General features: G+C 70.9%; 20 protein-coding genes. 16 read left to right on the plus strand and 4 right to left on the minus strand.

All coding sequences use genetic code 11. From position 1 onward, the window contains the following. The first annotated feature begins 85 nt into the window (after positions 1-85). Entirely contained in the window at positions 86-1273 is a 1188-nt protein-coding gene (locus DYI95_RS01560) for a pyridoxal phosphate-dependent aminotransferase (protein WP_116901141.1), read from the plus strand. Continuing rightward, a complete protein-coding gene (murD, locus tag DYI95_RS01565; protein ID WP_116901140.1) occupies positions 1274-2923 on the plus strand; it encodes a UDP-N-acetylmuramoyl-L-alanine--D-glutamate ligase in 1650 nt (549 codons plus the stop codon). Between the two features lie 48 nt (positions 2924-2971). Here murD and DYI95_RS01570 read toward each other — a convergent pair whose 3' ends face one another. Together DYI95_RS01570 and DYI95_RS01575 are read right to left on the minus strand one after the other, a co-directional pair. Further along, positions 2972-3463, minus strand: a complete 492-nt coding sequence (locus tag DYI95_RS01570; RefSeq protein WP_116901139.1) for a hypothetical protein — start codon at positions 3461-3463, stop codon at positions 2972-2974. A gap of 36 nt (positions 3464-3499) precedes the next feature. Next, positions 3500-3859: a YtrH family sporulation protein gene (locus tag DYI95_RS01575; RefSeq protein ID WP_116901138.1), complete on the minus strand. Its 360-nt coding sequence runs from the start codon at positions 3857-3859 to the stop codon at positions 3500-3502. Between the two features lie 1541 nt (positions 3860-5400). On the opposite strand from DYI95_RS01575, the gene DYI95_RS01580 reads away from it, so the two are divergent. The 4 genes from DYI95_RS01580 (at position 5401) to DYI95_RS01595 (ending at position 9313) form a co-directional block, all read left to right on the plus strand. Next, positions 5401-6504, plus strand: a complete 1104-nt coding sequence (locus DYI95_RS01580) for a hypothetical protein (RefSeq protein ID WP_147308132.1) — start codon at positions 5401-5403, stop codon at positions 6502-6504. A gap of 675 nt (positions 6505-7179) precedes the next feature. Then, on the plus strand, positions 7180-8250 hold the full coding sequence (gene hemE, locus DYI95_RS01585; RefSeq protein WP_116901137.1) for a uroporphyrinogen decarboxylase: 1071 nt from the start codon (positions 7180-7182) through the stop codon (positions 8248-8250). A 144-nt stretch (positions 8251-8394) separates the two neighbouring features. Continuing rightward, a complete protein-coding gene (locus tag DYI95_RS01590) occupies positions 8395-8826 on the plus strand; it encodes a BrxA/BrxB family bacilliredoxin (protein WP_116901136.1) in 432 nt (143 codons plus the stop codon). A gap of 13 nt (positions 8827-8839) precedes the next feature. Further along, positions 8840-9313 (plus strand): OsmC family protein, encoded by a 474-nt coding sequence (locus DYI95_RS01595; protein WP_116901135.1) that lies wholly within the window; start codon positions 8840-8842, stop codon positions 9311-9313. Positions 9314-9718: 405 nt separating this feature from the next. Here DYI95_RS01595 and DYI95_RS01600 read toward each other — a convergent pair whose 3' ends face one another. Beyond that, a complete protein-coding gene (locus DYI95_RS01600; RefSeq protein ID WP_116901134.1) occupies positions 9719-10609 on the minus strand; it encodes a sulfite exporter TauE/SafE family protein in 891 nt (296 codons plus the stop codon). A 414-nt stretch (positions 10610-11023) separates the two neighbouring features. Between DYI95_RS01600 and DYI95_RS01605 the strand changes: the two genes are divergently transcribed. From DYI95_RS01605 to DYI95_RS01640, 9 genes are all read left to right on the plus strand, one after another. Continuing rightward, entirely contained in the window at positions 11024-14617 is a 3594-nt protein-coding gene (locus tag DYI95_RS01605; RefSeq protein ID WP_116901133.1) for a DNA polymerase III subunit alpha, read from the plus strand. Between the two features lie 199 nt (positions 14618-14816). Continuing rightward, positions 14817-15335, plus strand: a complete 519-nt coding sequence (locus DYI95_RS01610) for a phosphatidylglycerophosphatase A (protein ID WP_116901132.1) — start codon at positions 14817-14819, stop codon at positions 15333-15335. A gap of 774 nt (positions 15336-16109) precedes the next feature. After that, positions 16110-16718, plus strand: a complete 609-nt coding sequence (locus tag DYI95_RS12895; protein ID WP_305849865.1) for a hypothetical protein — start codon at positions 16110-16112, stop codon at positions 16716-16718. Further along, positions 16604-17164, plus strand: a complete 561-nt coding sequence (locus tag DYI95_RS12120) for a DUF2520 domain-containing protein (protein WP_243149903.1) — start codon at positions 16604-16606, stop codon at positions 17162-17164. Before DYI95_RS12895 ends, DYI95_RS12120 begins: the two co-directional genes overlap by 115 nt. 62 nt (positions 17165-17226) lie before the next feature. After that, a complete protein-coding gene (panB, locus tag DYI95_RS01620; protein ID WP_243149794.1) occupies positions 17227-18195 on the plus strand; it encodes a 3-methyl-2-oxobutanoate hydroxymethyltransferase in 969 nt (322 codons plus the stop codon). Positions 18196-18313: 118 nt separating this feature from the next. After that, complete coding sequence (panC, locus tag DYI95_RS01625) at positions 18314-19198, plus strand: pantoate--beta-alanine ligase (protein ID WP_116901122.1); 885 nt, start codon at positions 18314-18316, stop codon at positions 19196-19198. 510 nt (positions 19199-19708) lie between these two features. Beyond that, complete coding sequence (gene yhbH / locus DYI95_RS01630; RefSeq protein WP_116901120.1) at positions 19709-20905, plus strand: sporulation protein YhbH; 1197 nt, start codon at positions 19709-19711, stop codon at positions 20903-20905. Continuing rightward, entirely contained in the window at positions 20902-22164 is a 1263-nt protein-coding gene (locus tag DYI95_RS01635) for a SpoVR family protein (RefSeq protein WP_116901119.1), read from the plus strand. Before yhbH ends, DYI95_RS01635 begins: the two co-directional genes overlap by 4 nt. Positions 22165-22172: 8 nt before the next feature. Beyond that, on the plus strand, positions 22173-24092 hold the full coding sequence (locus DYI95_RS01640) for a PrkA family serine protein kinase (RefSeq protein WP_116901131.1): 1920 nt from the start codon (positions 22173-22175) through the stop codon (positions 24090-24092). A 131-nt stretch (positions 24093-24223) separates the two neighbouring features. On the opposite strand, the gene DYI95_RS01645 is transcribed toward DYI95_RS01640, so the two are convergent. Then, the gene (locus tag DYI95_RS01645; protein WP_040826433.1) at positions 24224-24430 is read right to left on the minus strand and encodes a DUF1657 domain-containing protein; all 207 of its coding nucleotides are present in this window, start codon (positions 24428-24430) and stop codon (positions 24224-24226) included. A 175-nt stretch (positions 24431-24605) separates the two neighbouring features. Between DYI95_RS01645 and pfkA the strand changes: the two genes are divergently transcribed. Next, positions 24606-25565: a 6-phosphofructokinase gene (pfkA, locus tag DYI95_RS01650; RefSeq protein ID WP_116901118.1), complete on the plus strand. Its 960-nt coding sequence runs from the start codon at positions 24606-24608 to the stop codon at positions 25563-25565. Positions 25566-25586 lie beyond the last annotated feature (21 nt).

The raw sequence follows: 25586 nt of genomic DNA on the forward strand, positions 1-25586 counted from the left end.
CTGGCCAGGGCACCGGGACGGGCGGCCCGGGCCGTCCCATGGCGAGGCCACTCACGAGCACACTCCAGGGAGAGGATGAGCCGCGATGCACCTGTCGACCCGAGCTCGGGGCATCCAGCCCTCGGTGACCATCACCATCGACGCCCGTGCCAAGGAACTCAAGGCGGCGGGGGAGCAGGTGATCAACCTCAGCGCCGGCGAGCCCGACTTCCCCACCCCGCGCCACGTGCGGGAAGCGGCCAAGGCCGCCATCGACGCGGGTTTCACGCGCTACACCCCGGCCGCCGGCATCGCCGAACTGCGGCGGGCCATCGCCGAGAAGCACCGCCGGGACAACGGCCTGGAGTATGCCGAGGACGAGATCGTCGTCTCGGCCGGCGGCAAGCACGCCCTGTTCAACGCGTTCATGGCCATCTGCGATCCCGGGGACCAGGTGATCATCCCCGCGCCCTACTGGGTCTCCTACCCGGAGATGGTGCGGCTGGCGGGCGGCGAGCCGGTGATCGTGGAGACCGGGCCCGAGACCGGCTTCAAGCTGGCGCCCGAGGCCTTGCGGCGGGCGCTGACCCCGCGCAGCCGGGCCCTCATCCTCAACAGCCCCAGCAACCCCACGGGCACGGTCTACACCCGCCAGGAACTGGACGAGCTGGCCGCCGTGGCGGCGGAGGCGGGGCTGTGGATGGTGACGGACGAGCTCTACGAGCATCTCATCTACGAGGGGGAGCACGTGTCCGTCGCGGCCCTGCGCCCTGAATACAGGGAGCGGGTGATCCTGATCAACGGCGTCTCCAAAGCGTACGCCATGACGGGCTGGCGCATCGGCTGGGCGGCGGCCCCGCGGCCCGTGGCCCGGGCCATGGCGGCCATCCAGTCCCAGGCCACCTCGTCGGTCAACTCCATCGCCCAGAAGGCCGCGGTGGCGGCTTTGACCGGCCCGCAGGACGAAGTGGCCGCCATGCGGGAGGAGTACCGGCAGCGCCGGGACCTGCTGGTGGAGGGGCTGTTGCGGCTGCCGGGGATCGAGGTGCTCCGGCCGGCGGGGGCCTTCTACGTCTACCCGTCGGTCCGGGGACTTCTGGGCCGGCGGCTGGCCGGCCGGACCGCCGGCGACGACGTGGCCCTGGCGGAGCTCTTGCTGGACGCGGCACGCATCGCCGTGGTGCCGGGCACGGCCTTCGGCACGCCGGGCTACCTCCGGCTCTCCTACGCCACCTCCCGGTCCGACCTGGAAGAGGCCCTGCGGCGCCTGGAGCGCCTGCTGGAGGGAGCCTGAATGCCGGCGGAGGGGCACGCGGGGCCGCCACCGGCGGCAAGGGGGGTGCCGCTCCCGCCAGGGAGCATGGTGCGGCAGCCCGAGATGAGGGCGGCAGGGCGGCCGGGGCACGGCGCCGCCGGGCTGGCGGTGGGGCACCCGAGCCGGGGGCCTGGAGAGCCCGCGGCCCGGCCCCCGGGGGAGCATGGGGTCCGGCGTCCGGGAGCCACGCCGCCCCTGGCCGGTCCGGTGGCCGTGGTGGGACTTGGCCGCAGCAACCGTGCCCTGGTCCGGTACCTGCTGGACCGGGGCATTGCCGTGGTGGGCTGCGACCGGGTGCCACCGGAGCAGGCGGACCCGGAGATCCACCAGCTGGCCCGGGCCGGGGTCGAACTGCACCTGGGGCCCGGCTACCTGCGCGTCCTCCAGGAGCGGCCCTTCGGCACCGTGTTCCTCACCCCGGGGATGAAGAAGGACCTGCCGGAGATCGCCGCCGCCCGGGCCGCAGGGGCTGCCATCCGCGGCGAGATCGACCTGTTCCTGGAACGGTGCCGGGGCAGGGTCCTGGGGGTCACCGGCAGCGCCGGCAAGACCACCACCACCTCCCTGCTGGCCGAGGGGCTGCGCCAGGCGGCGGCGCCCGGCGGGCCGCTGGCGGGCCGCCCCATCTTCGTCGGCGGCAACATCGGGCGCCCCCTGATCGAAGAGGTCGACCGCATCCCGCCCGAGGCCCTGGTGGTGCTGGAGCTCTCCAGCTTTCAGCTGGAGCTCTGCCACCGGGCGCCCGACGTGGCCGTGTACCTCAACCTGCGGCCCAACCACCTGGACATCCACGGCACCATGGAGGCCTATGCCGCGGCCAAGGCCCGCATCGTCGAGCTCCAGGAGCCGGACGGCTGGGCGGTCCTCAACGCGGACGAACCGGCCCCGGCCGGGCTGGCAGGCCGGGCGCCCGGCCGCGTGGCGGCCTTTGCCGCCTCGGCCCGGGCGGCGCGGGAGCTGGCGGAGCGGGAAGCGGCCCGGCGGGGCGGGCCGGTCCGGGCGGCCTACCTGGCGGGTGAGCGGCTGGTGGTGTGGGACGGGTGCGGGGAGCGGCCCCTGCTGGAGGCGGGCGCCATGCACCTGCGGGGCGCCCACAACCGCCTCAACGCCCTGGCGGCCATCCTGGCCGGATGGGTGGCCGGTGCCGATCCGGCCGGCATGGCCCAGGCCGCCGCGGCGTTCCGCGGGGTCGAGCACCGGCTGGAGCCGGTGCGGGAGCTGGACGGGGTGCGGTACTACAACGACTCCATCGCCACCGCCCCCGACCGGACCCTGGCGGCCCTGGAGGCTTTCACCGAGCCCGTGGTGCTGATCGCCGGGGGCTATGACAAGGGCATCCCCTTCGATCCCCTGGGGCCGACCCTCTGCCGGCGGGCCCGGGCGGTGGTGCTGCTGGGCAGGACGGCGGAAGCGATCCAGCGGGTGATCGAGGAGGCGGCCCGGCGGGAAGGCAGGGCGCCGCTGATCCGGCGGGTGGCCTCCCTGGAGGAGGCGGTGGCGGAGGCCCGGCGCCTGGCTCGGCCGGGCGATGTGGTGCTGCTGTCCCCGGCCTGTGCCAGCTACGACATGTTCCGGGACTTTGCCGAGCGGGGCCGGCGGTTCAAGGAGCTGGTGATGGCCCTGTCCTGACCCGGGGGCCCGGCCGCGGGGGCCCAGGGCCGGCTCTGCCCCTTCCCTTCAGGGCCCGTCCCGGCTTCCCGCACCGGGGGCGGTGGGGACCGGTTCGACCCGCAGGCGCAGCAGGGCGCGGGGACCCAGGACCATGCTCTCCACGGTGATCCGGTAGAGGGTGTCGCCCACCTGCAGGCGGCGCCGGTCGAACAGGTCCCGCACCACCGCCGGGCTGAGGTCGTAGACGTCCTCCCCTACCAGCCGCTGGGCCAGCGGGTCCAGCTCCTGCCGCAGGACCACTTCGGTGGCGGGCGGCAGCCGCTGGCCCCGGGCGTCCACCAGCTCCAGCCGGGTCTCGTACACGGCGACGGACGTCGGCGGCTCTTCCCGCAGGCGGGCCAGCTCGTTCTCCGCCTCGGCCAGTTCCCGCAGGAGGTCGGTGGCCAGCAGGGTCAGGGTGTCGACCCGGCGGGCCGCCAGGGGCAGGGTCAGGCTCGCGCCCAGGAAGGCGCCGACGGCCAGGGCGGCCAGCAGCCGCAGGCGGGGCGACGGGGACACGGCAGGGCTTCCTCCTGACGGGTGACCGGCGCCGGTTCAGGACCCGGGGGGCGACCCGGCCAGATAGCGCAGGGCGACGTAGGCCAGGTGGGCCCCGGTGAAGGCGCTCAGGATCAGGAGCAGCTGGGTGGCGGCGACCCCGAAGGACCGGCCCAGGATGCCCGACTCCAGGTGCTGCAGGGCCGTCAGGGTCCCGCCCAGGGCGGCGAAGGTGCCCCAGAGCTTGAGCCGGCTGGCCAGGTCGGGCAGGGAGCCCACGGGCAGGCTGCTGGGCGCATCCAGGGGCACCTGGACGAACAGCAGGCGGGCCAGCCCGCCCGCCAGAGACCCGCCCACTACGATCCCCGCGGCGACGCACGCCACGTACATCAGGTGTCCGAGGGACAGGCGCGCCATGGTGGGATCCCTCCACCCGAGCCTATGCCCGGGGGCGCCGGACCAGAAGCTCGGCGTGGCCGCCCCAGCACGCGGCCCCTCTTCCGGGCCGCGTGCTGCCTAAAGTTTCGGTAGGTGCAGGTGGCGGAAAAGCGAGACTTTCGGCCGCTGGAGGTGGCCGTGATCCAGGCGACGCAGGAGGCCGCGCGACAGCTTGTGGTCACGCCCTGGAAGCGCTGGACCGGCAGCTGATGGAGCAACAGGACCGGCGACAACCCGAGTGCGTCAAGAGCGGTCACGGAGCTTGGTGACGTGGAGGGCGCGATCCAGTGGGAGCGACGGTATGACCAGGACCGGCAAAGCGGAGCACGGCGGTTCTTGCTGGGGGAGGTACTGGGATGGAGCCGCGGCCGCCGTATTCGCCCCTGGTGCAGGAAGGATTCAGCTGTGTACGCAGGCACCCTATGCCGCGGCGATGGACTGGCTGGGGGGGTGAACATGCGGGGCCGTCCGGCTGGGCGCCATGCCGCCGTGGGCGGACGTGCAGGCGGACGGGGCCCGGGCGGACCACGAGACAGAGGCGCAGCGGGAGGCGGGGTTGGAGCGGGGCGACGTCCCCGTGGTGAGTCGGCCGGCGGCGACTGTGGATCTGGAGTTTGGCAAGCTGTGGGTCTGGGGTCGGCGGCGAGGGCCTGTTGATGCGGTCATCCGACGCACTCTGCTAAACTTCGACATCCTACCTGTGTTAGCCTTGCTCCAGAAAACACCTTATGGCCCTGGTCGTTTATGACAACTGTTTCTCCGTCTAGACGAGGTGACTGTTGGACGCAGACGGAAGGGGTGATTGCCTACCCAAAGCACCGCTCGCCCACAGGTTACGAACCGAGCCGGGGTCTAGAAGGCCGTGGGGAAACCGGCTCGGTGGCGTGCTGAGGTTGATACGAGCCCAGCACTTAGTGAGTTTATTGCAAGAGCGACATAGCGACGTCACCATGCATAGCCCGTCCCAGAGCACAGAGGCAACCCGTTGTGGCAGCGGCCGACGCGGATGACCTCTGGCATGCCCCTAGTGGCTACGGGCGCATTATACGGGTCCCATTCAGAGGCGGGTGGGTCCGCACGTCCCACCATTCCGCGGGGCGTGCGGTGGTCTACGCCAAAGACGAACCCGAGGCTCCGCCTCCCGGACCTTTATGCGGTTCGTTCCGGCGCTCGGTTTGCTCCTCCAGCAGGCATCATCCATTTTGGAGGAAACGGGCCATGTGCTGGTTTGTCCTGCTAAGCAACGTGGCATCGTCATGTCCTGTAGGGATCGCAACCGTTAAGGTGCTGAATTTTCTTGGGGATCGCCGATTATCAAGCCGCACTTCAGGCATGACTTAACCATTACGGCGTGTGTCCTACAGGAAGGGACGACAGACAATGATGAGACTCTTTCTAATTTTAATTCTGTTTTAGTCCTGGTTGTGGCCCCATTTGGATTCAGCCTTGCCCATACTTCTACGATTTCTTCGTGGAACTCCGCTAATGCCACATATGAGCCTGATCGGGGGCTGTATGAATTGTTTTCGTTTGAAAGCGGTTCTGATTACTACGTGAGATGCGACTCTAATTTTACTTACAGTTCATCCGATATCAACGCCATCCAGTCTTACTATCGCAATAACAGCCACTATCCAGGAGCTGACTGCACTGATATGACGTCAGCATGGCTTGACCACTGTTCGTCCTTAACCACCTTGCCAGATGCGCATTTTGATCAAGATGACGATGACGGTAATGCCTTATGGGAAGAGGCAGAGGTAACGTCAGAATCCCCGCTTTCGATCAAAGCTGGTCTTGAATACACATGGAGGGCACAGTTTTGTGATTTTTCCCTGTTCGGGAATATGACAGGGGAGATGCAACATACATTTCATGAAAGTTATTGGTCAAGTTTCTGGCGTGAGTATCAAACTCAATACTGGACGGGGTATGGAACAACAGACGGCGTAAATACTTATTATACCCATGGTGGACACACGGCTGACCTTATTGCTAACCATACCTTCGCTAGTTCGAATCGTCGTCAGAACGAGGCCTTCGCTCGAGACCCCGTACCGGTTTGGCGTGCCGACGAATCGGCAAGAGTCAAGGCGGTGGCAATTAAGGACAATGAACTGAGCAAGGAAATCGAACTCAATGTTGCGGGGCCGAGAAATGCGGATGAACTTAAAGGATATGTACGAGAAAATGAAGAACTTATCAATTCATTGGGTGGCGCGCCTGGATCCCATCGTGTGATGATTACATTCAATAAACCGATGTCATTGACTGAATTCTCGGATTTTGTGTTATCTAATAATATATCACCAGTTTCCGTTGAATTGCGTTCAACTAATTCTGACGGGTTGCGTGGTACAATATACGTGAAAGGCGCTTTGAATCTAGTTAAAGCCGTTCATGATATAGCACCAGACCACGTCGTGCATGGTGTTATTGCAGTGGACGCTGTACTTCGAGCGGACAAAGATCGCATTCTTGACCTCAGCCATGATAGTAATGTAGCACTGATTGACGTTCATCCGTCCATTGCATACTTGGAATTTATTCGGCAGCGTGGCATTGCAGAGGGGCAACATGTTGACATAAATGTTAAATCCATTGCTTGGTGGCTTGGTTTATGATATATATGACAGTCGACCTTAATCCCGTCATAGGGACAGCTTGCCGCCATCCCTATTTTGACGTGGAACCGAGGTGTGTGCTTCATGAAATACGTTAGGCATTTTGCCTGGGTCGCGGCCGCATATCTAACGTTCGTGCAATTGAGATTCAACCATATGTTAGCTACAGGAAATCCGCTCGATATGTTTCAGCGGGGTAGTGGAATAGGTTTTGAGGTATGGCCGTTCATCTCCATGGAGCGGTTGCGGTCGGACGAGATTGGCGCGTTTTTCTCCCTAATAAATTACCTTTGCTTAGCCTTGATCGGGGTGCTTGGACTGTCGCTGGTGTACGCTGATGCAAAGACGCGGCAAGAAAAAGGTAATGCGCCGGATTAGCCTGGTGATTGCCGGCCGGTCAACGGGTCCGCCCTCCATGCCGAAGGGCACGCCCAGCGTGGGGGAAAGGTTCGACAAGAGCGGAAGCGGACACCCCCGACTCCGCGGCGCCCGGGGAAGGGGCCGCTGGCGACAAGGGTTTCCGTCGCCTGTCCCGACGGTCAGGGCGTAGTGCCAGTAGATGGGCGATCAAGCGGTTACCCACCGGCGGGAGACCCCGGCTGGTTCGTCCGGCAGGCGGCAGGCTGCGGGGTGCTACAATGGCAGTAGATCCGCCGACAGCCAGGAGGGGTCCCGTTGACGCCCAGCCAGCGCTTCCTCGCCGCCTGCCGGCGGCAGCCCGTAGACCGGACGCCCGTGTGGTTCATGCGGCAGGCGGGCCGGATCTTCCCGGAGTTCCGGGCGCTCCGGCGGCAGTACGGCTTCGTCGAGCTCATGCAGCACCCCGACCTCTGCGCCGAGATCACCGTGATGCCGGTTGAGCGGCTGGGGGTCGACGCGGCCATCCTCTTCGCCGACATCATGACGCCGCTGGCGCCCCTGGGCGTCGACTACCGCATCGAGCCGGGGGTAGGCCCCGTGGTGGGCCGGCCCCTGGGTGCGGCGGCTGACCTGGAGAGGCTGCGCCGGTTCGACCCCCGGGACGAACTGGCCCCCGTGCTGGAGACCATCCGGCTGGTGCGGCGGGCCCTGGGCGACCGGGTCCCCCTGATCGGGTTCGCCGGCGCACCCTTCACCCTGGCCTGCTACCTGATCGAGGGCCGGCCGTCGCGGGAGTACCACCGGGCCCGCGCGCTGATGTACGGCGATCCCGCCTTCTGGCACGGGCTGATGGAGCGGCTGGCGGAGACGGTCCTCGACTACTTGCGGGCCCAGGTGGAGGCCGGGGTGCAGGCGGTGCAGCTCTTCGACTCCTGGGTGGGTGGACTGGGGCCGGCAGCTTACCGCCGGTTCGTCCTGCCCTACTCGCGCCGGGTGCTGGAGGGGCTGGCCGGCCTGGGGGTGCCGCGGATCCACTTCGGCACGGGCAATCCGGCCCTGCTGCCCCTGCTGGCCGAGGCCGGGGCCGACGTGGTGGGTGCCGACTGGCGGGTCGACCTGGACCGGGCCTGGGAGGCCATCGGTCCCGACAAGGCGATCCAGGGCAACCTGGATCCCGCGGCGCTGCTGGCCCCCTTCGACCAGGTGGAAGAACTGGCCCGGGAGGTGCTGCGCCGGGCGGCAGGGCGGCCGGGGCACATCTTCAACCTGGGGCACGGGGTGCTGCCCGAGACGCCCGTCGACCACTTGCGGCGGCTGGTGGACCTGGTCCACCGGGAAACGGAGCGGCCTGCGGAAGCGGAGGCCCGGCCGGCGGCGGGGGTCTAGGGGCCGGTTCCAGGGGCCAGGGGTTCGACCGGAAGGGGGGGGTTGGGCGAACCCGTTGCCGTCGCACCGTAGCGCCAGCAGGTCGCCGGGCCAGGACCGGGCAGGCCCCCGGGAAGGACCGGCTGGGGACAGGGAGGGATCGCCATGAGCATGGAGATGCTCGACATGTTCTTTGCACCCATGCGGGAGGAACTGGTCCGCCTGGGCTTCACCGAGCTGCGGACGCCGGAAGAGGTGGACGCGGCCATGGCGGAGGCGGTCGAGGAGGAGACCACCCTGGTGGTGGTCAACTCCATGTGCGGTTGCGCCGGCGGCATCGCCCGGCCGGCGGTGGCCATGGCCCTGGAGCATGAGAGGCGGCCCCAGCGGTGGCTGACGGTCTTCGCCAGCCAGGACCGGGAGGCCACGGCCCGCATACGGGAGTACTTCACGGGCCAGCCGCCGTCCTCGCCGTCCATCGCCCTGCTCAAGGGCCGGCAGCTGGTCTACATGCTGCACCGCAGCGACATCGAGAACCGCACGGCGGAGGAGGTGGCCGCCGACCTCAAGGCCGCCTTCGACCGCTTCTGCGCGTGACGGAGGCATGCCCATGCGGCACGGAACGGTGCGCTGGAAGGGCGGGAGCCGCTACGTCGGGGCCAACGACCTGGGCCTGGAGGTGCCCTTGCAGGGGGCGCCCCGGGAGGGCGAGCGGCGGGAGGCGCCGTCGCCCAAGGACCTGGTGCTGCTGGGGCTGGGCGGCTGCACGGCCATTGACGTGGTGGAGATCCTGAACAAGATGCGTCAGCCCTTGGGCTCGCTGGTCATCGACCTGGAGGCGGAGGAGCCCGAGGAGCACCCCAAGGTGTTCCGGCAGGTGCGGCTGGTGTACCGCCTGGAGGGCCACGGCCTGGATCCCGAGCGGGCCGTCCGGGCGGTGACCTTGAGCCAGCAGAAGTACTGCGGCGTCAGCGCCATGATCGGCCGGACCGCGGTGATCCACTACGCCGTGGAGGTCAACGGCGAGCGGGTGTACGAGGGCACGGCCGGCCTGGCGGCGGCCGGTACGGCCGACGGCAGCTGACCCGGCTGGTCCGAATCCGGCGGGCCCCGGGCGATCCGGTGCGCGGAGCCCGCCGGGGCGGCTTGGTGAAGGAAGAAGCGGCGCGTCACCCCGAGCACCCGGCGCTCGGGGCGACGCGCCGCGTTGGCGCCGCCACGGGTCCTCCGCCGCGGGTCTCTCCGGCCGGAGGGGTCCTCCGGCCGGAGAGACCCCCGCTGAGGCCCTTCCGGGTCCGGGCGGCGCCGTCGCCCGAGCCCGGCTCCCCCACGGGTACGCCGCCTCCCAGCTTCCTGCCGCCGGCCTGGGGTGCTGGGGCGGCTTGGCCTCCCACGGGCCGGTGGCGCAGCGCCGTCTCGTTGCGGCGGCCCCGCGGTGCTGGAGCGGCTCCGGCAGCGGCTTCAAGGGGGCGGCTCGGTCCGGGACGGATCAATCCGTGGCGGGGTGCTGGACCTGGGAGGCGGCCTGCCGGCGGCTGCGCAGGGCGGCCTGCACCAGGAGCCCCAGGCAGACGGCCGCCACCAGGGCGTAGGCCAGCAGCCGGGTCAGGCCCGTGATGCCCGCGGCCCCGAAGAGGGTGCGCAGGTTGACCAGCAGGACCGCGGTCCCCACCATCACGCCCAGCACCTGGGCCGGCAGCCTGCGGGCCATCCAGGCCGCCAGGGGCGCTGCCACGGCACCCCCGGCCACCAGGGCGGCCACCTGCAGCCACGCCACCCCCTCCCAGCCCAGCGTGAGGGCAAAGCCCAGGGTGGCCGACACCGCCACGGCGAACTCGGCGATGGACACCGACCCCACCACCTGGTGGGGCGGCAGGTCACCGCGCACCATGAGCGCCGGGGTGGCGATGGGACCCCAGCCGCCGCCCCCCGTGGCGTCCAGGAGCCCCGCCACGAACCCCAGCGGCATCACGTACCGCAGCCGCAGCCGCGGCGGCCGCCGGTGGCGCGGCATGGCGGCCAGGGTAAACCGCACCAGGATGTACACGCCCAGGATCAGGAGGAACCCGGCCACCACCGGCCGCACCCGCTCCGCCGGCAACGAGGCCAGCAGCACCGCACCGAGGAAAGCCCCCACCGCCCCCGGCAACACCAGGCCGCGAACGGTGGGCCGGTGCCAGTTGCCCATGCGCCAGTGGGCGAGACCCGACACGGCGGTGGTAATGGTCTCGGCCAGATGGACCGACGCCGAGGCGGCGGCGGGCGCCAGGCCGTAGAGCAAGAGCAGCGACGACGACGTCACCCCGTAGGCCATGCCCAGGGCCCCATCCACCAGCTGGGCGATGAGGCCCACCAGGGCAAACACCAGCAAGCGCTGCAAAGGGCTACACCTCCCCAGGCGACGGGCTCCAGGCGGTGGGACCGTCGGCCGCCCGTTGCCCGCGGGCGCCCGTCCCGGCCCGGGCGGGCGCCGGAGCCGGGCGGGGCGGGCGCGTGTCACGGACCACCCTATGGACCGCCCGCAGTGCCGGTGCGTGTCCGGAGCGCCCAACGGTCGCCCGGGCTGGCCGGAATGCCTGGGAATTCTGATTTGCTTCGTCATGGTGAAGCGGCGGCCGGAAGGGAGTGGGCTCTGCCTGCGGGCGGCTGCAGGCTCAAGGGTTGGGGCCGGGGGTGCGGCGGTGGTGGGCGGCGCGGGCGGGCCGGGAACCCCGGCCCGAGGCGAGGGGGCCGCCAGGAGCCTTCATGGCCCGTGGCGAAGGTGGACAGGAACCGGTCAAACGGAGGGGTGGCGATGGAACCCTTCGTCCACCTGCACGTCCACAGCGAATACAGCCTTCTCGATGGCGCCGCCCGGGTCGGCGAGCTGGCCGCGCGGGCGGCCGAGCTGGGCATGCCCGCCCTGGCGCTGACGGACCACGGCGTCATGTACGGCGCCATCGATTTCTACAAGGCGTGCAAGAAGCACGGGATCAAGCCCATCATCGGCTGCGAGCTGTACCTGGCCCGGCGCACCCGGCACGACCGGGAGCCCAAGCTGGACGACCAGCCCTACCACCTGCTGGCCCTGGCCCAGAACGAGACGGGCTACCGCAACCTGATCCGCATCGTCTCCCGCGCCTATGCCGAGGGTTTCTACTACAAGCCGCGGGCCGACCGGGAGCTGCTGGCCCAGTACAGCGAGGGCCTGATCGTCACCTCGGGCTGCATCGGCAGCGAGATCCCGCGGCTGCTCCTGGAGGGGCGGGAGGAGGAAGCGCTCCAGGCCGTGCGCTGGTACCTGGAGGTCTTCGGCGACCGCTTCTACTTCGAAATCCAGGACCACGGCCTCCCGGAGGAACGCAGGGCGTACGCCCGCATCCTGGAGCTGGCCCGGCGCTTCGACGTGCCGGTGGTGGCGACCAACGACGTCCACTACCTCAACCGGGACGACGCCGCCGCCCACGAGGTGCTGCTCTGCATCCAGACGGGCAAGACCCTGGACGACCCGAACCGCATGCGCTTTGAAGGGCCGGAGTTCTACCTCAAGACGCCGGAGGAGATGGCCGCCCTGTTCCGGGACGTGCCGGAGGCCCTGGCCAACACGGTCAAGCTGGCCGAGCGCTGCCAGCTGGAGTTCGAGTTCGGCCGGTTCCTCCTGCCCCACTACGAGGTGCCGGAGGGGCACGATGCGGCCTCCTACCTGCGTTACCTGTGCGAAAGCAAGCTGCCCGAGCGTTACCCCAACGCGGGCAGCGAGGTGCGGGACCGGCTGAACCACGAGCTTGAGGTCATCACCCGCATGGGCTACCCGGCCTACTTCCTGATCGTGTGGGATTTCGTCGACTACGCCCGCCGCAACGGCATCGCCGTGGGACCGGGCCGCGGCTCGGCGGCGGGCAGCCTGGTGGCCTACGTGCTGGGGATCACCGACATCGACCCCCTGCGCTACAACCTGCTCTTCGAGCGGTTCCTCAACCCCGAGCGGGTCACCATGCCCGACATCGACATCGACTTCGACGACCACCGGCGGGACGAGGTCATCGAGTACGTGGTGCGCAAGTACGGCCGGGACCGGGTGGCGCAGATCATCACCTTCGGCCGGATGCTGGCCCGGGCGGTGATCCGCGACGTGGGCCGGGTGATGGGCCTGCCCTACGGCGAGGTCGACAAGATCGCCAAGATGGTCCCGGCCCAGCTGGGCATCACCCTGGACCAGGCCCTGGAGTCGAGCCCCGAGCTCAAGCAGGCCTATGACCAGCAGCCGGTGGTGCGCCAGCTGGTCGACATGGCCCGCAAGCTGGAGGGGATGCCCCGCCACGCTTCGGTCCACGCCGCCGGCGTGGTGATCGGCCGGGACCCGCTGATGGAACACGTGCCCCTGCAGCGGATGCAGGACGGTTCCACCGTCACCCAGTTCCCCATGACCACCCTGGAGGAGCTGGGCCTGCTCAAGATGGACTTCCTGGGCCTGCGCACCCTGCACGTGATCCAGGAGACCGAGCAGATCATCCACCAGACGGGGGCGCGGGACGTGCTGGCGGAAGAACCCGGCCCGGCCGGTACGGGTGGCCCGGCCGGGCCGGGCGGGGCGGGTGGCGGCCCCGGCGGGAACGGTACCGCCGCCCGCCGGGCTTTCCGGGTGCGGGACATCCCGCTGGACGACGCGGCGACCTTTGAGGCCATGAGCCGCGGCGACACGGCCGCCATGTTCCAGGTGGAGTCGTCGGGATTCACCCAGATGCTGCGATCCCTCAAGCCGTCCAGCATCGAGGACCTGATCGCCGCCGTAGCCCTTTTCCGCCCCGGGCCCCTGGGCAGCGGCATGGTGGACGACTTCATCAAGCGCAAGCACGGCCAGGTGCCGGTCGAATACCCGCACCCGTGGCTCGAGCCGATTCTCAAGGAGACCTACGGGACCATCGTCTACCAGGAGCAGGTCATGCAGATCGCCAGCGTGATGGCCGGCTTCACCCTGGGCGAGGCCGACCTGCTGCGCCGGGCCATGGGCAAGAAGAAGCCCGAGGAGATGCAGAAGCAGCGGGAGAAGTTCCTGGCCGGGGCCGCGGCCAAGGGCATCGACGCCGAGTTGGCAGGCCGCATCTTCGACCTGATGGAGTACTTCGCCGGGTACGGGTTCAACAAGAGCCACTCGGCCGCCTACGGCTACCTGGCCTACGTGACCGCATACCTCAAGACCCACTACCCGGCGCCGTACATGGCGGCCACCCTGAGCAGCGTGATGAGCAACTCCGACCGGGTGGCGGAATATATCGCCGAGTGCCGCCGCCTGGGCATCCCGGTGCTGCCGCCCGACGTCAACCAGAGCGAGGCCCGCTTCACCGTGGTGCCCGACCCCGGTGCACCCGGCGGCCAGGCGATCCGCTTCGGCCTGGCGGCGGTGAAGAACGTGGGCTTCGGCGCCATCGAGTCCATCGTCGCCGCCCGGCAGAAGGGCGGGCCCTTCCGCTCCCTGGACGACTTCTGCCGCCGGGTCGACCTGCGCCAGGTCAACCGCCGCGCCCTGGAGAGCCTGATCAAGGCCGGGGCCTTCGACAGCCTGGGCCAGCCCCGCGCCCGGCTGGTGGCGGGCCTGGAAGAGGTGATGAACCGGGCCCAGCGCTGGCAGAAGGAACGGGAGACGGGCCAGGTGTCCCTGCTGGACCTGACGGCGGTCCTGGTGGGGGCGGGCGGCCGTGGCGGCGGCGGTGGAACCGGCTCCGGCGGCGCCGCCGCCGGCGACCTGGAGGTCACCGAGCTGCCGCCGGTGGACGAATGGCCGCCCAACCGCAAGCTGGCCATGGAGAAGGAGGTGCTGGGCCTTTACCTGTCGGGCCACCCCCTGGCCCACTACCAGCGGGAGCTGGCCCGGCGGGTGACCGCCACCACCCGCCAGCTGGCGGACCGGGAAGACGGCGCCCGGGTCCAGGTGGGCGGCCTGGTGCAGGGGATACGCCGCATCACCACCCGGGGTGGCGATTTCATGGCCTTCGTCCAGCTGGAAGACCTGGAGGGAACGGTGGAGGTGGTGGTCTTCCCGCGGACCTACGCCGACGCCGCCGAAGCCCTGCAGGAGGATGCGGTGATCATCGCCCGCGGCCGGGTCGACCGCCGGGAGGAAGAGGAACCGCCCAAGGTGGTGGCCGAGGAGATCTGGCCGCTGGTGACGGGCAAGCGGCTGGTGGTGGCCCTGCCGGACGGCGGGCCCGACGCCGTGGAGGGCGTGCTGGCCCGGGTGCGCGGCGCCTGCCAGCGCCATCCGGGCACCTCGCCGGTGGTGCTGGTCTTCCCGGGGCGGGACCACGCCCTGCAGGTCGACGCCCAGTACTGGGTGACGCCCCGGGCGGAGCTTCTGCAGGACCTGGCCCGGGTGGTGGGCGACAGCGGGTTCTACCTGGACGATCACTGACCGCCCGGCGACAAGGCGCCGCTGCGGTCCGCCGTTCAAGGCATGGGGCACGGTCCTGCCCCTTCGCGGCGGCCACACCGGGTGGGGGGCCGGCCGGACCGGTGCCCCGGGGCGGTGCACGTCTCCGGAGACAAAGGGGGCCCGGCAGCGGGATCCAAGGAGCATGGGGCGAGGGAGGAATCGGGGAGGAGGGGTCGGATTGGCCGAAAGGGCGCCGAAGGTCTCCGGGCCGGTCCGCCTGCGGGTGGACCACCGGGCCGAGGTGATCCGCCGCCTGGAGCGGCGGGGGGTCACCCTGCGGGACATCGCGGAGATCGTCCTGGCCATTCAGGAGAAGTACGTGCCGGGCATCACCCTGGAGCAGTGCCTGGCCAGCGTGGAAGCGGTGATCGCCAAGCGGGAGGTCCAGCACGCCCTGCTGACGGGCATCGCCCTGGACGAGGCGGCGGAGCAGGGGCTGCTGGAGGAGCCGCTGCTTTCCATCCTGCGCACCGACGAGCCGCTCTACGGTGTGGACGAGGTCCTGGCCCTGGCCATCACCAACGTGTACGGGTCCATCGGCCTGACCAACTTCGGCTACCTGGACAAGGTGAAGCTGGGGGTCATCGAGCGGTTGAACAACGAGAAGAGCCAGGGGCGGGTGCAGACGTTCCTGGACGACCTGGTGGCCGGCGTGGCGGCGGCTGCCGCGGCGCGGATCGCCCACAACGAGCCCTGACGAAGCTGCGGCCGGGACGCGGCTCCGGCCGCAGCGGCCGGGGTGAGGCTCCGGCCAGAACGGCCGGGGCGGCGCGGCCCCCGGGCCGGGCGGCCGGAAGGAACCCGGGTCCGGCCCGCAGGAGGGAACCCGGGCCGGGCGGGGAAATGGGCACCAGCCGCCCTTGCGGAATCCGCCGGGAGCCGGGCGCCGGGGGCCGGCCGCTGGCGGCTGGGGCCGGGGGTCCGGGGGCCGCAGGCCGGAGGCCCGGAAGAGGGAACCGGCTCCTTGAAGACGGCGGTGGAGGCTTGTGACCCTCCCGGGCGGCCGGCGGGGCGCATGGCCCCCCTGGGCGGCCGGTAAGGGGGGGTGCCGGCAGCGCCGGCCCGCCGGGCGAAGCAAACGCTGTTCCCGGCGGTGGGTTTGGCATGGTGGCCGTCGCCCCCAGCGACGAGCCCCGTCGCCGGCCCGGCGGGGTCCGGGAACGCAGCACCAGCCGGCCGCCGCCGGCGGCGGGCGCAACGGTCGCCGGAACGGGGACGGCGGGAGGGGCGCGCGGTGGAACGCGAGGGGCAACAACTCGGGGACGGCCACGGGACATGCCCCGGCGAGCGGGTTAGGGGCGCGCGGCACGGGGAGCATGGGGTGGAATACTCCCCGGACGGGCCGGTTCGGCCCCGCGGGCACGGCGGGGCCGAACCGCCCGGGGAGCACCGGGTGCCGTTCCGGCCCGAGCCGCCCCTCGAACCTTCCGGTACACTAGGACCTTCCGGTGCGGCGGGGGCCGGGGCGCCGGTGGGGGAACGAGGGGAACCCCCGGCCATCCTGCTGGCCGGTCCGGGGCGGGCCGGTTCGAGCCTGGCCCTGGCCTGGCACCGGGCGGGCTGGCCGGTGGCCTGGGTGACCGGCCGCCGGGACGAACCGGCCCGCCGGCTGGCGGCGCAGGTGGGCGCCCGGGCCATCGGCTGGCAGCAACTGCTGGGGGAAGGGCTCCCCGGTCCCTGGCCGCCCGTGGTGGTCCTGGCCGTGGCCGACCGGGCGGTGGCGGAGGTGGCCGCCCGGCTGGCGGGCCGGCTGGGGGCCGTGCCGAAGGCTCTTCGCCCCCGCTACGCCCTGCACCTGAGCGGCGCCCTGGGGCTGGAGCCCCTGGCGCCCCTGGCCCGGCTGGGGCTGGCCACCGAGGTGTTCCATCCCCTGTTGCCCCTGCCAGGTGGTCCCGCCCTGCGGCGGGACCACCTGGCAGGGGGTACGCCACGGTGGTGTACGACCCGGGCCAGAACCGGGCCCCGGTGGGCCCGGTTCTGGCCCGGAGGCTGGGCGCCACGCCGGTCCTCTGGCCCGGCGCCACGGCCCGGCAGCTGGCCCTGTACCACGCCGCCGCCACCCTGGCGGCCAATGGGGTGACTGCCCTGCTCTGGGCCGCCCGGGAACTGCTCCGCCTGTCGGGGTACCCCGGCATGGCGATGGCCGCCCGGGTTGCCGCCGGCCAGGACCCCGGCCGCGGCGCGGAGCCCGGTTCCACCACCGCCGCCGGTTCCTCCTGGGGTCCCCTGGAGGTCCTGGCGCGGGCGGCGCTGGAGGCGGCGGCGGAGAGGGGGCCGCTGGCCGCCTTGACGGGCCCCCTCGCCCGGGGAGATGCCGCCACGGTGCGGCGCCACCTGGAGGCGCTGGCGGGCGGGGCCGGCGCAGGCGAAGGGCTGGGCGCCTTCGATCCCGGGCCCGCGGGTCGTTACCGGCTGGCGGCCACGCTGGTTCTGGCCGCCGCCTCGGCCCGCCCCGGGGACCCGCCTGCCGGCCTTGAAGACATTGCCCGCCTGCTGGGGGCGGGCGGGGAGATGGCCGGCCGGTGAACGGTCCCGGCCGGAACCCGGTCCGCAATCATCCCGAGGGCCATCCCGTGGGGGGAAGCATCATGGCGTCGCGGGTTACTGTGCGCACCGTCCTCGAGTACAAGGAACAGGGCCGGCCGGTGGTCATGGTCACGGCCTACGACTACCCCTTCGCCCGGCTGGCCGACGCCGCCGGCGTGGACATGATCCTGGTGGGCGATTCCCTGGGCAACGTGGTGCTGGGCTACCCGGCCACCGTGTTCGTCACCCTGGACGAGATGGTGCACCACACCCGGGCGGCGCGCCGGGGGGTGGAACGAGCCTTGCTAGTGGCCGACATGCCCTTCTTGACCTTCCACCTCTCCGTAGATGACGCGCTGCGGGCAGCGGGGCGCCTGGTGCAGGAAGGGGGTGCCGAGGCCGTGAAGCTGGAGGGGGCCGGCCGCGTGCTGGAAGTGGTCCGACGCCTGACCGACGCGGGCATCCCCGTGGTGGGGCACCTGGGCCTGCTGCCCCAGCGGGTGCATGCCCTGGGCGGCTACCGGGTCCAGGGCCGGGACGAGGCCGAGGCCCGGCGGCTTCTCGACGATGCCGTCGCCCTCGAGCAGGCCGGGGCCTTCGCCCTGGTGCTGGAGATGGTGCCCCGGGAACTGGCCGCGGCCATCAGCCGCCGGTTGCGGATACCCACCATCGGCATCGGGGCCGGGCCGGACTGCGACGGCCAGGTGCTGGTGCTCCACGATCTGCTGGGCCTGACCCAGGGCCGCGTCCCCCGCTTCGCCCGGCGGTACGCCGAGCTGGGGCAGATCGCCCTGGAGGCCCTGCAGCGTTACGCCGCCGACGTGCGCGCTCGCGCCTTCCCCACGGACGAGCACAGCTACCACATGGCGGCGGGGGAGGCCGGGTCCCGGGCCGGCGATGCGGCCACCGGCGCCGGCGATCCTGGGGGTTCCCGGTCACCCGCCCCGTCCGGCCCGGGCGAGGAGGCGCCCCGGGGCGGCCGCCAGGCCAGGGATGCCTCGTACGGCGACGCGCCCTACGGGGACCGGTAGTGGTGCACCCGGATCCCGTGCCCACAACGCGACCGGTGGGCCGCCAGGCTCCACCCTGCGGCGTCCGGCAGCGGCGCACCTGGATCGCACCCGGCAGCCACCGGGAGGAGGGACCCCCATGGAACTGGTGCAGGACATCGCCACGCTGCGGCAGCACATCGCCCGCTGGCGCCGGGAGGACCCCGGGGGCCGGGTGGGCTTCGTCCCCACCATGGGCTACCTCCACGACGGGCACCTCTCCCTGATCCGCCGGGCCCGGGCGGAGTGCCGCCGGGTGGTGGTGAGCGTGTTCGTCAACCCGCTGCAGTTCGGCCCCCACGAGGACTTCGCCCGCTACCCCCGCGACCTGGGGCGGGACCGGGAGCTGGCCTCCCAGGCCGGAGCCGACCTGCTGTTCCACCCGGCGGTGGAGGCCATGTACCCCCGGGGCGAGCCGGGGGTCTACGTCGATGTCGGGGACCTGGCCCGCCGCTGGGAAGGGGCCCGGCGGCCGGGTCACTTCCGCGGCGTGGTCACCGTGGTGACCAAGCTCTTCCACCTGGTCCAGCCCGACCGCGCCTACTTCGGGCAGAAGGACGCCCAGCAGGCCATCATCATCCGGCGCATGGTGGCGGACCTGGACTTTCCCCTGGACGTGGTGGTCTGCCCCACGGTGCGGGAGCCCGACGGCCTGGCCATGAGTTCCCGGAACGTCTATCTGGATGCCGAGCAGCGCCGGGCGGCCCCGGTGCTGTACCGGTCGCTCGAGGCAGCCCGCCGCCTGCTGGAAACCGGCGAGCGACGCCGCGACCGGGTGGTGGCGGCCATGGAGGCCGTCCTGGCCGCCGAGCCCCTGGCCGAACCCGAGTACGCGGACGCCGTCGCCGCGGAGACCCTGGAGCCCGCCGATCCGGTGGAGGGCGAGGTGCTGCTGCTGGTGGCCGCCCGCCTGGGAGCCACCCGGCTGATCGACAACTTCTGGCTGGTGGTCGGCCCGGACGGCGTCCGGGACCGCTGGGCCTAGAGCACCGCCGCCGCCCGTGCATACACTGCAGTGAGACGCCGCCGGCCCATGGGGCCCGGGTGCCGGGCCCCCGGGAGCAGGACGCTACGGGCCCGTGCCGCCCCCGTGCCGGGCCCCGGGGCGGCCCGGCCCGCCGGTGGCCGGCCCGCGGTGCAGAACCCCCCGCGCCGGGACGCAAGACGGGGGACCGGTGGCGCGGGAGCACGGGTTCCGGCTCCGTCCGTCCCCAGGTGCCCCGGGACGAACTCCCTGGGATTTCCACCTCTGCTGGCCGGTTCTTCCCCCCACGACGAGCCCCGCTTACATAACGGCCCCGGGCGACCCCGGGCGGTCCGGGACGCCCAGGATCTGGATTGTCCGGCCCGCATTCGCCGCCACCCGGGCCCATACATCCGGAAAAACCCCCACCCTCGCCGCTGGCCTGGACCGGCGCGGCGGCAGCCCGCCGGTCGTCCACCGAACGGCCGCTGCCCGGAAGGGGCCCGTACATACCGCGAGGGGGTGAGGTCCATGCCGCGGGGCGTGATCGACTGGTCCCTGCACCGCAAGGGGCCCGTCGACCAGGCGCGGCACCAGGAAAAGGTCCGCGCCGCCATCCGAGAGAACCTGGCCGATCTGATCACCGACGACTCCTTGTTGACCACCGACGGCCGCCGGGTGGTCAAGGTGCCCGTGCGCTCCCTGCGGGAGTACCGGTTCCGCTTCAGCACGATCAACAACCCCCAGGTGGGGCAGGGGCGGGGCGGCAGCCGCAAGGGGGACGTGCTGGCCCGCCAGCCCGGCCAGCCGGGCGGGCAGGGCGACCCCCACGGGGCGGGCCAGGGGCCGGGAACCGACTACTACGAGACGGAAGTCACCCTGGACGAGCTGGAGTCCATCTTCTTCGAGGAGCTGGAGCTGCCCGACCTCAAGCCGCGCCGGCAGCCGGCCCTGGACGCCCGCCGGCCGCGGTTCACCGAGGTGACCCGGGCCGGGCCCCTCAGCCGGGCCGACCTGCGCCGTGCCCTGAAGGAAAACCTCAAGCGCCACGCCCGCCAGGGCGAGGCGCGGCTCGGCCCCTTCCGCCGCGAGGACCTGCGCTACCGCAGCTGGCGGGACGACCCGCGGCCCCATGCCCGGGCCGTGGTGGTCGCCATGCGGGACGTCTCGGGCAGCATGGGCGAGTTCAAGAAGTGGATGTCCCGGACCTTCTTCTTCTGGATGAACCGGTTCCTCCAGAGCCGCTACGCCGATGTGGAGCGGGTGTTCATCACCCACCACACCGAGGCCCAGGAGGTCGACGAGGAGCGCTTCTTCCACCTGGGCGAAAGCGGCGGCACCCGGGTCTCGTCGGCATACCGCCTGGCCCTGGATATCGTCACCGGGCGCTACCCGCCCGACGGCTGGAACATCTACGCCATCCACTTCTCCGACGGCGACAACTGGGGGGAGAGCGACAACGGGGTGTGCGTCCAGCTGGCGCAGCAGCTGGCCGACCTGTCGAACCTCTTCGCCTACGGGGAGATCAACGAGAGCGGTTACCGCTCCCCGCTGATGACGGCCTTCGAGCGGGTGCGCCACCCCCGGTTCGTCCGGGTGAAGATGAGCCGGCGGGAGGACATCTACCCCGCCTTGAAGGCCATCTTTCGCGCCCAGCCCGGCGGGGCCGGCCTGGGCGCGGGCCCGGGAGCGGGCGCGGGGCCCGGCGGGGGAGGTGAGGGACCATGAGCAGTCCCGGCGTCACCGCCTCGGGCCCCGGGGCCGAGGGGCTCCTGCCCCACCTGGAGCGGATCTGGGCCGTGGCCCGGGACCTGGGGTTCGACCCCCTGCCCACCCACTTCGAGGTGGTGCCGGCCCCCGTGGTCTACGAGGTGGCGGCCTACGGCCTGCCCGGCCGCTTCACCCACTGGAGCCACGGCAAGGCCTACCACTTGCTGAAGACCCGGCACGACTACGGTCTGCACCGCATCTACGAGCTGGTGATCAACGCCGACCCGTGCCAGGCGTTCCTCCTGGAGAGCAACAGCCTGTTCGAAAACCTGTTTGTGGCGGCCCACGTGGCCGGCCATGCCGACTTCTTCCACCACAACGTGTTCTTCCGCCGGGCGGGCCGCGAGATGGCGGGCCTGGCGGCCGTTCACGCCGAGCGGGTGCGCCGCTACGAGTACGATCACGGGGTCGAGGCGGTGGAGCGGGTGCTGGACGCCGCCCTGGCCCTGGAGCCCCACACTGACCCCTGGCTGGCGGAGGAGCAGCAGGTCCCGCCCCTCCGCCCCGGCGAGCCCTTTGAGGACGTGCTGCTGTTCATCCAGCACCACGCGCCCCACCTGGAGGACTGGGAGCGGGACCTGCTCGCTATGGTGCGGGCCGAGCGGCTCTACTTCTGGCCCCAGATCCGGACCAAGGTGATGAACGAGGGCTGGGCCTGCATCGCCCACAGCCGCATCCTGCGCCGGCTGGACCTGCCCGACGGGGACTACACCGAGTTCGCCCGGCTCCACGCGGCCATCCAGGCCTCGTCACCCTTCGCCTTCAACCCCTACGCCGTGGGCTACCACACCTGGGAGCGGATCCTGGCCACCCGGGGCTGGGACGAGGCCCGGTTCATCCTGGAAACCGAGGACGACGTGGCCTTCCTGCGCAACCACCTGGACCGCCAGGTGGCCGAAGCCTGCGACCTTTACATCTACGCCCGCCAGGGCGACCAGTGGGTGATCGTGGAGGACGACTGGGCCCGGGTGCGGGACCTCCTGGTCTTGAGCCGCGTCCGCGGCGGGTTCCCGCTGATCGCCGTGGTGGACGGCGACTACCGGGGCCGGGGTGAGCTGCTGCTGCGGCACATCTTCGACGGCCGCGAGCTGGACCTGGATGAGGCCCGGCAGGCGCTGGCCCTGGTGGAGCGCCTGTGGCGGCGCCCCGTCCACCTGGAGACCCGGGCCGGGGGGCACGACGTGGTCCTGTCGGTGCCCGCGGGAGACAAGGGGTGAGCGCGACCATGGGGACGAACCTGCACGAGCTCCTCCGCCGCCACCGGGAAGAGGAGGCCCGCCTGCGCTGGGAGGGGACCTTTGCCGAGTACCTGGAGATCGTGCGCCGGCGGCCGGAGGTCGCCCGGCTCAGCCACGCCCGGCTCTTCGACATGCTGCGGGCGGCGGGGGTGACGGAGGCGGAAGAGGGCGGCGACGGCGAGCGGCGGCCGCGGCAGATCCACTTCTTCGACGGCCAGCTCTTCGGCCTGGAGGAACCGCTCAACCAGCTCTACGACTACCTGGAGTCCGCGGCCCGGCGGCTGGAGGTGCGCAAGCGCATCCTGCTCCTCATGGGGCCCGTGGGCGGCGGCAAATCGACCATCGTCACCCTGCTCAAGCGCGGGCTGGAGCGCTATACCCGCACGGAAGAGGGGGCGGTCTACGCGCTCAAGGGTTGCCCCATGCACGAGGAGCCGCTGCACCTGATCCCCGAGTCCCTGCGGCCCCAGGTCAGCCAGGAACTGGGCGTGCACATCGAGGGCAGCCTGTGCCCCGTCTGCCGCTACCGGCTGGAGGAGGAGTACGGCGGGGACATCGCCCGCTTCCCGGTGGAGCGCATCGTCTTCTCCGAGGCGGGCCGGGTGGGAATCGGCACCTTCACCCCGTCCGACGAGAAGTCCCAGGACATCGCCGAGCTGGTGGGGTCCATCGACCTCAGCACGGTGGGCGAGTACGGCACCGAGTCCCATCCCCTGGCCTACCGGTTCGACGGCGAGCTCAACGTGGCCAACCGCGGGCTGATGGAATTCGTCGAGCTGCTCAAGGCCCAGACGGAGTTCCTCTATGCGCTTCTCACCCTCTCCCAGGAGCAGTCCATCAAGACCGGCCGGTTTGCCATGATCTACGCCGACGAGGTGGTGATCGGCCACACCAATGAGGCGGAATACCAGGCCTTTGTCAAGAACGAGCGCAACGAGGCCCTGATCGACCGGATGATCCTGATCAAGGTGCCCTACAACCTGCGCCTGTCGGAGGAGGTGAAGATCTACCGCAAGCTCCTGGCGGAGAGCGACCTCCAGGGCGTGCACATCGCGCCCCACACCCTGGAGGTGGCGGCCATGTTCGCCATCCTGACGCGCCTGGAGCCGCCCAAGCACCCCAACCTGACCCTGATGAAGAAGCTCCGCCTGTACGACGGCCAGCCGGTGGAGGGATTCAGCCCGCGGGACGTGCGGGAGATGCGGGAGGCGGCTGAGCGGGAGGGCATGACCGGCGTTTCCCCCCGCTACGTGATCAACTGCCTGTCCAGCGCCGTGATCCGGGCGGAGAACCGCTGCCTGGGGCCCCTGGCCGCCCTGCGCGCCCTGCGGGACGGCCTCGACCACCACACCGGCCTGACCCGGGAGCAGCGGGAGCGCTACCTCAACCTGATCCACGAGACCCGGCGCGAGTACGACGAGATCGCCAAGAACGAGGTGAACCGGGCCTTCGTCTACTCCTTCGAAGAAACCGCCCGCAACCTGTTCAACAATTACCTCGACCACATCGAAGCCTTCTGCAACAAGACGAAGCTGCGCGATCCCATCACCGAGGAAGAGCGGGATCCCGACGAGAAGCTGATGCGCTCCATCGAAGAGCAGATCGGGGTGCCCGAGAGCGCCAAGAAGGCCTTCCGGGAGGAGATCCTGCTGCGGCTGTCGGCCCTGGCCCGGCGCGGGCAGAAGTTCGACTACACCTCCCACGACCGGCTGCGGGAGGCCATCGAGAAGAAGCTGTTCAGCGACCTGCGCAACGTGGTGAAGATCACCACTTCGGCCGCCCACCCCGACGAGGAACAGCTCAAGCGGATCAACCAGGTGGTCCAGCGGCTGTGCGACCGCCAGGGCTACTGCCCGGCTTGCGCCAACGAGGTGGTTCGCTATGTCGGACAGCTGCTGGGCCGGTGACCGGCGCCCGCAAACCGGACCCGCAGCGAGCAAGCGCGCGCGGGAGCCCGGCGGGGCTCCCGCGCACTGTCTTGCCCGCCCGGTGGGCCGGCGGGCGGGCGGTGAGGCGTGATCCACGGTACGGCCGGCGGTTACTTCTGCTTGTACTGGGGCTCCTGCTGCTGGATCTGCTGCAGCCGCTGCTTGAGGCCGTTGACGGTCTGCTCCATCTGGTTGGCCAGGTCCCGGAACAGCTGCTTGGCCTGCTGGTCCTGGGTCTCCAGCTGGTAGCTCTTCAGATCGGCAAGGATGCTCTCGGCGCTGGCCAGCGTCTGCTGCATCTTCAGGCCGACCGTCACTCCGCTCACCTCCCGGCTCTAATGTCGGCGGGCACGGCACGGGGCATGTCCGGCAATGGGTTGCTGTGATGCCGCGGGACAAGCTGCGCTACCATGGAAGGGTCAGGGCGAGGACGGCCGGCGGAGAGGCAGGGTGAATACGGCCGGCTGCCGGCCGGCAGGGGGAGGGCAAGGCGTGAAGCGCATCGCACTTCTGACCAGCGGCGGGGATGCGCCCGGGATGAACGCGGCCGTGCGCGCCGTGGTGCGGCGCGCCCTGGCCAGCGGCTGCCAGGCGGTGGGCGTGCAGGAAGGCTACGCCGGCCTGATCGAGGGGCGCATGGAGGAACTGGACCACCGCGCCGTGGGCGACATCATCCACCGCGGGGGCACCATCCTGCGCACGGCGCGCAGCCAGGCCTTCCGCACGCCGGAAGGCCAGGAGCGCGCCCTGGAACAGCTGCGCCGGCACGGCATCGACGGCCTGGTGGCCATCGGCGGCGACGGCACCCTGCGCGGCGCGCTGGCCCTGCACCGGCGCGGCTTCCCGGTGGCCGGCATCCCCGCCACCATCGACAACGACCTGGCGGGCACCGACGTCACCATCGGCTTTGACACGGCGGTCAACACCGTGCTCGAAGCCATCAACCGGGTGCGGGATACGGCCACCGCCCACGGCCGGACCTTCGTCATCGAGGTGATGGGGCGGCATAGCGGCCAGATCGCCCTGATGGCCGGCCTGGCCGGTGGTGCCGAGTCCATCCTGGTCCCCGAGGTACCCTACGACCTGGACGACATCTGCGCCCGCCTTCTGCGCGGGCGCCAGCGCGGCAAGCGCCACAGCATCATCGTCGTGGCGGAGGGCGCCGCCCGCGGCTTCGAAGTGGCCCAGGCCATCGAGGCCCGCACGGGCCTGGAGACCCGGGTCACGGTCCTGGGGCACATCCAGCGAGGGGGCACGCCGTCGGGCCGCGACCGCCTGGTCGCCAGCATCCTCGGGGCCGCGGCCGTGGAGGTCCTGCTCGGCGGCCGGTCGGGCGTCATGGTGGGCGTGCGGGGCGACGGCTGGATGGCCACCCCCATCGAGGAAGTCCTGGCCACGCCGCGCCCGCTGCCGGCGGGGTGGATGGAGCTGGCCGAGGTCCTGGCCCGCTGACCCCTTGACTCTCGCGTCACC

Source organism: Thermaerobacter sp. PB12/4term, assembly GCF_003403315.2.
GTDB lineage: Bacteria > Bacillota > Sulfobacillia > Thermaerobacterales > Thermaerobacteraceae > Thermaerobacter.

What these genes read in the sequence shown, in the direction of transcription:
- DYI95_RS01560 (WP_116901141.1), top strand. Translation starts at nt 86, where the DNA reads ATGCACCTGTCGACCCGAGCTCGGGGCATCCAGCCCTCGGTGACCATC.
- murD (WP_116901140.1), top strand. Translation starts at nt 1,274, where the DNA reads ATGCCGGCGGAGGGGCACGCGGGGCCGCCACCGGCGGCAAGGGGGGTG.
- DYI95_RS01575 (WP_116901138.1), bottom strand. Translation starts at nt 3,859, where the DNA reads ATGGCGCGCCTGTCCCTCGGACACCTGATGTACGTGGCGTGCGTCGCC.
- DYI95_RS01590 (WP_116901136.1), top strand. Translation starts at nt 8,395, where the DNA reads ATGAGCATGGAGATGCTCGACATGTTCTTTGCACCCATGCGGGAGGAA.
- DYI95_RS01595 (WP_116901135.1), top strand. Translation starts at nt 8,840, where the DNA reads ATGCGGCACGGAACGGTGCGCTGGAAGGGCGGGAGCCGCTACGTCGGG.
- DYI95_RS01605 (WP_116901133.1), top strand. Translation starts at nt 11,024, where the DNA reads ATGGAACCCTTCGTCCACCTGCACGTCCACAGCGAATACAGCCTTCTC.
- panB (WP_243149794.1), top strand. Translation starts at nt 17,227, where the DNA reads ATGGCGTCGCGGGTTACTGTGCGCACCGTCCTCGAGTACAAGGAACAG.
- panC (WP_116901122.1), top strand. Translation starts at nt 18,314, where the DNA reads ATGGAACTGGTGCAGGACATCGCCACGCTGCGGCAGCACATCGCCCGC.
- yhbH (WP_116901120.1), top strand. Translation starts at nt 19,709, where the DNA reads ATGCCGCGGGGCGTGATCGACTGGTCCCTGCACCGCAAGGGGCCCGTC.
- DYI95_RS01635 (WP_116901119.1), top strand. Translation starts at nt 20,902, where the DNA reads ATGAGCAGTCCCGGCGTCACCGCCTCGGGCCCCGGGGCCGAGGGGCTC.
- DYI95_RS01640 (WP_116901131.1), top strand. Translation starts at nt 22,173, where the DNA reads ATGGGGACGAACCTGCACGAGCTCCTCCGCCGCCACCGGGAAGAGGAG.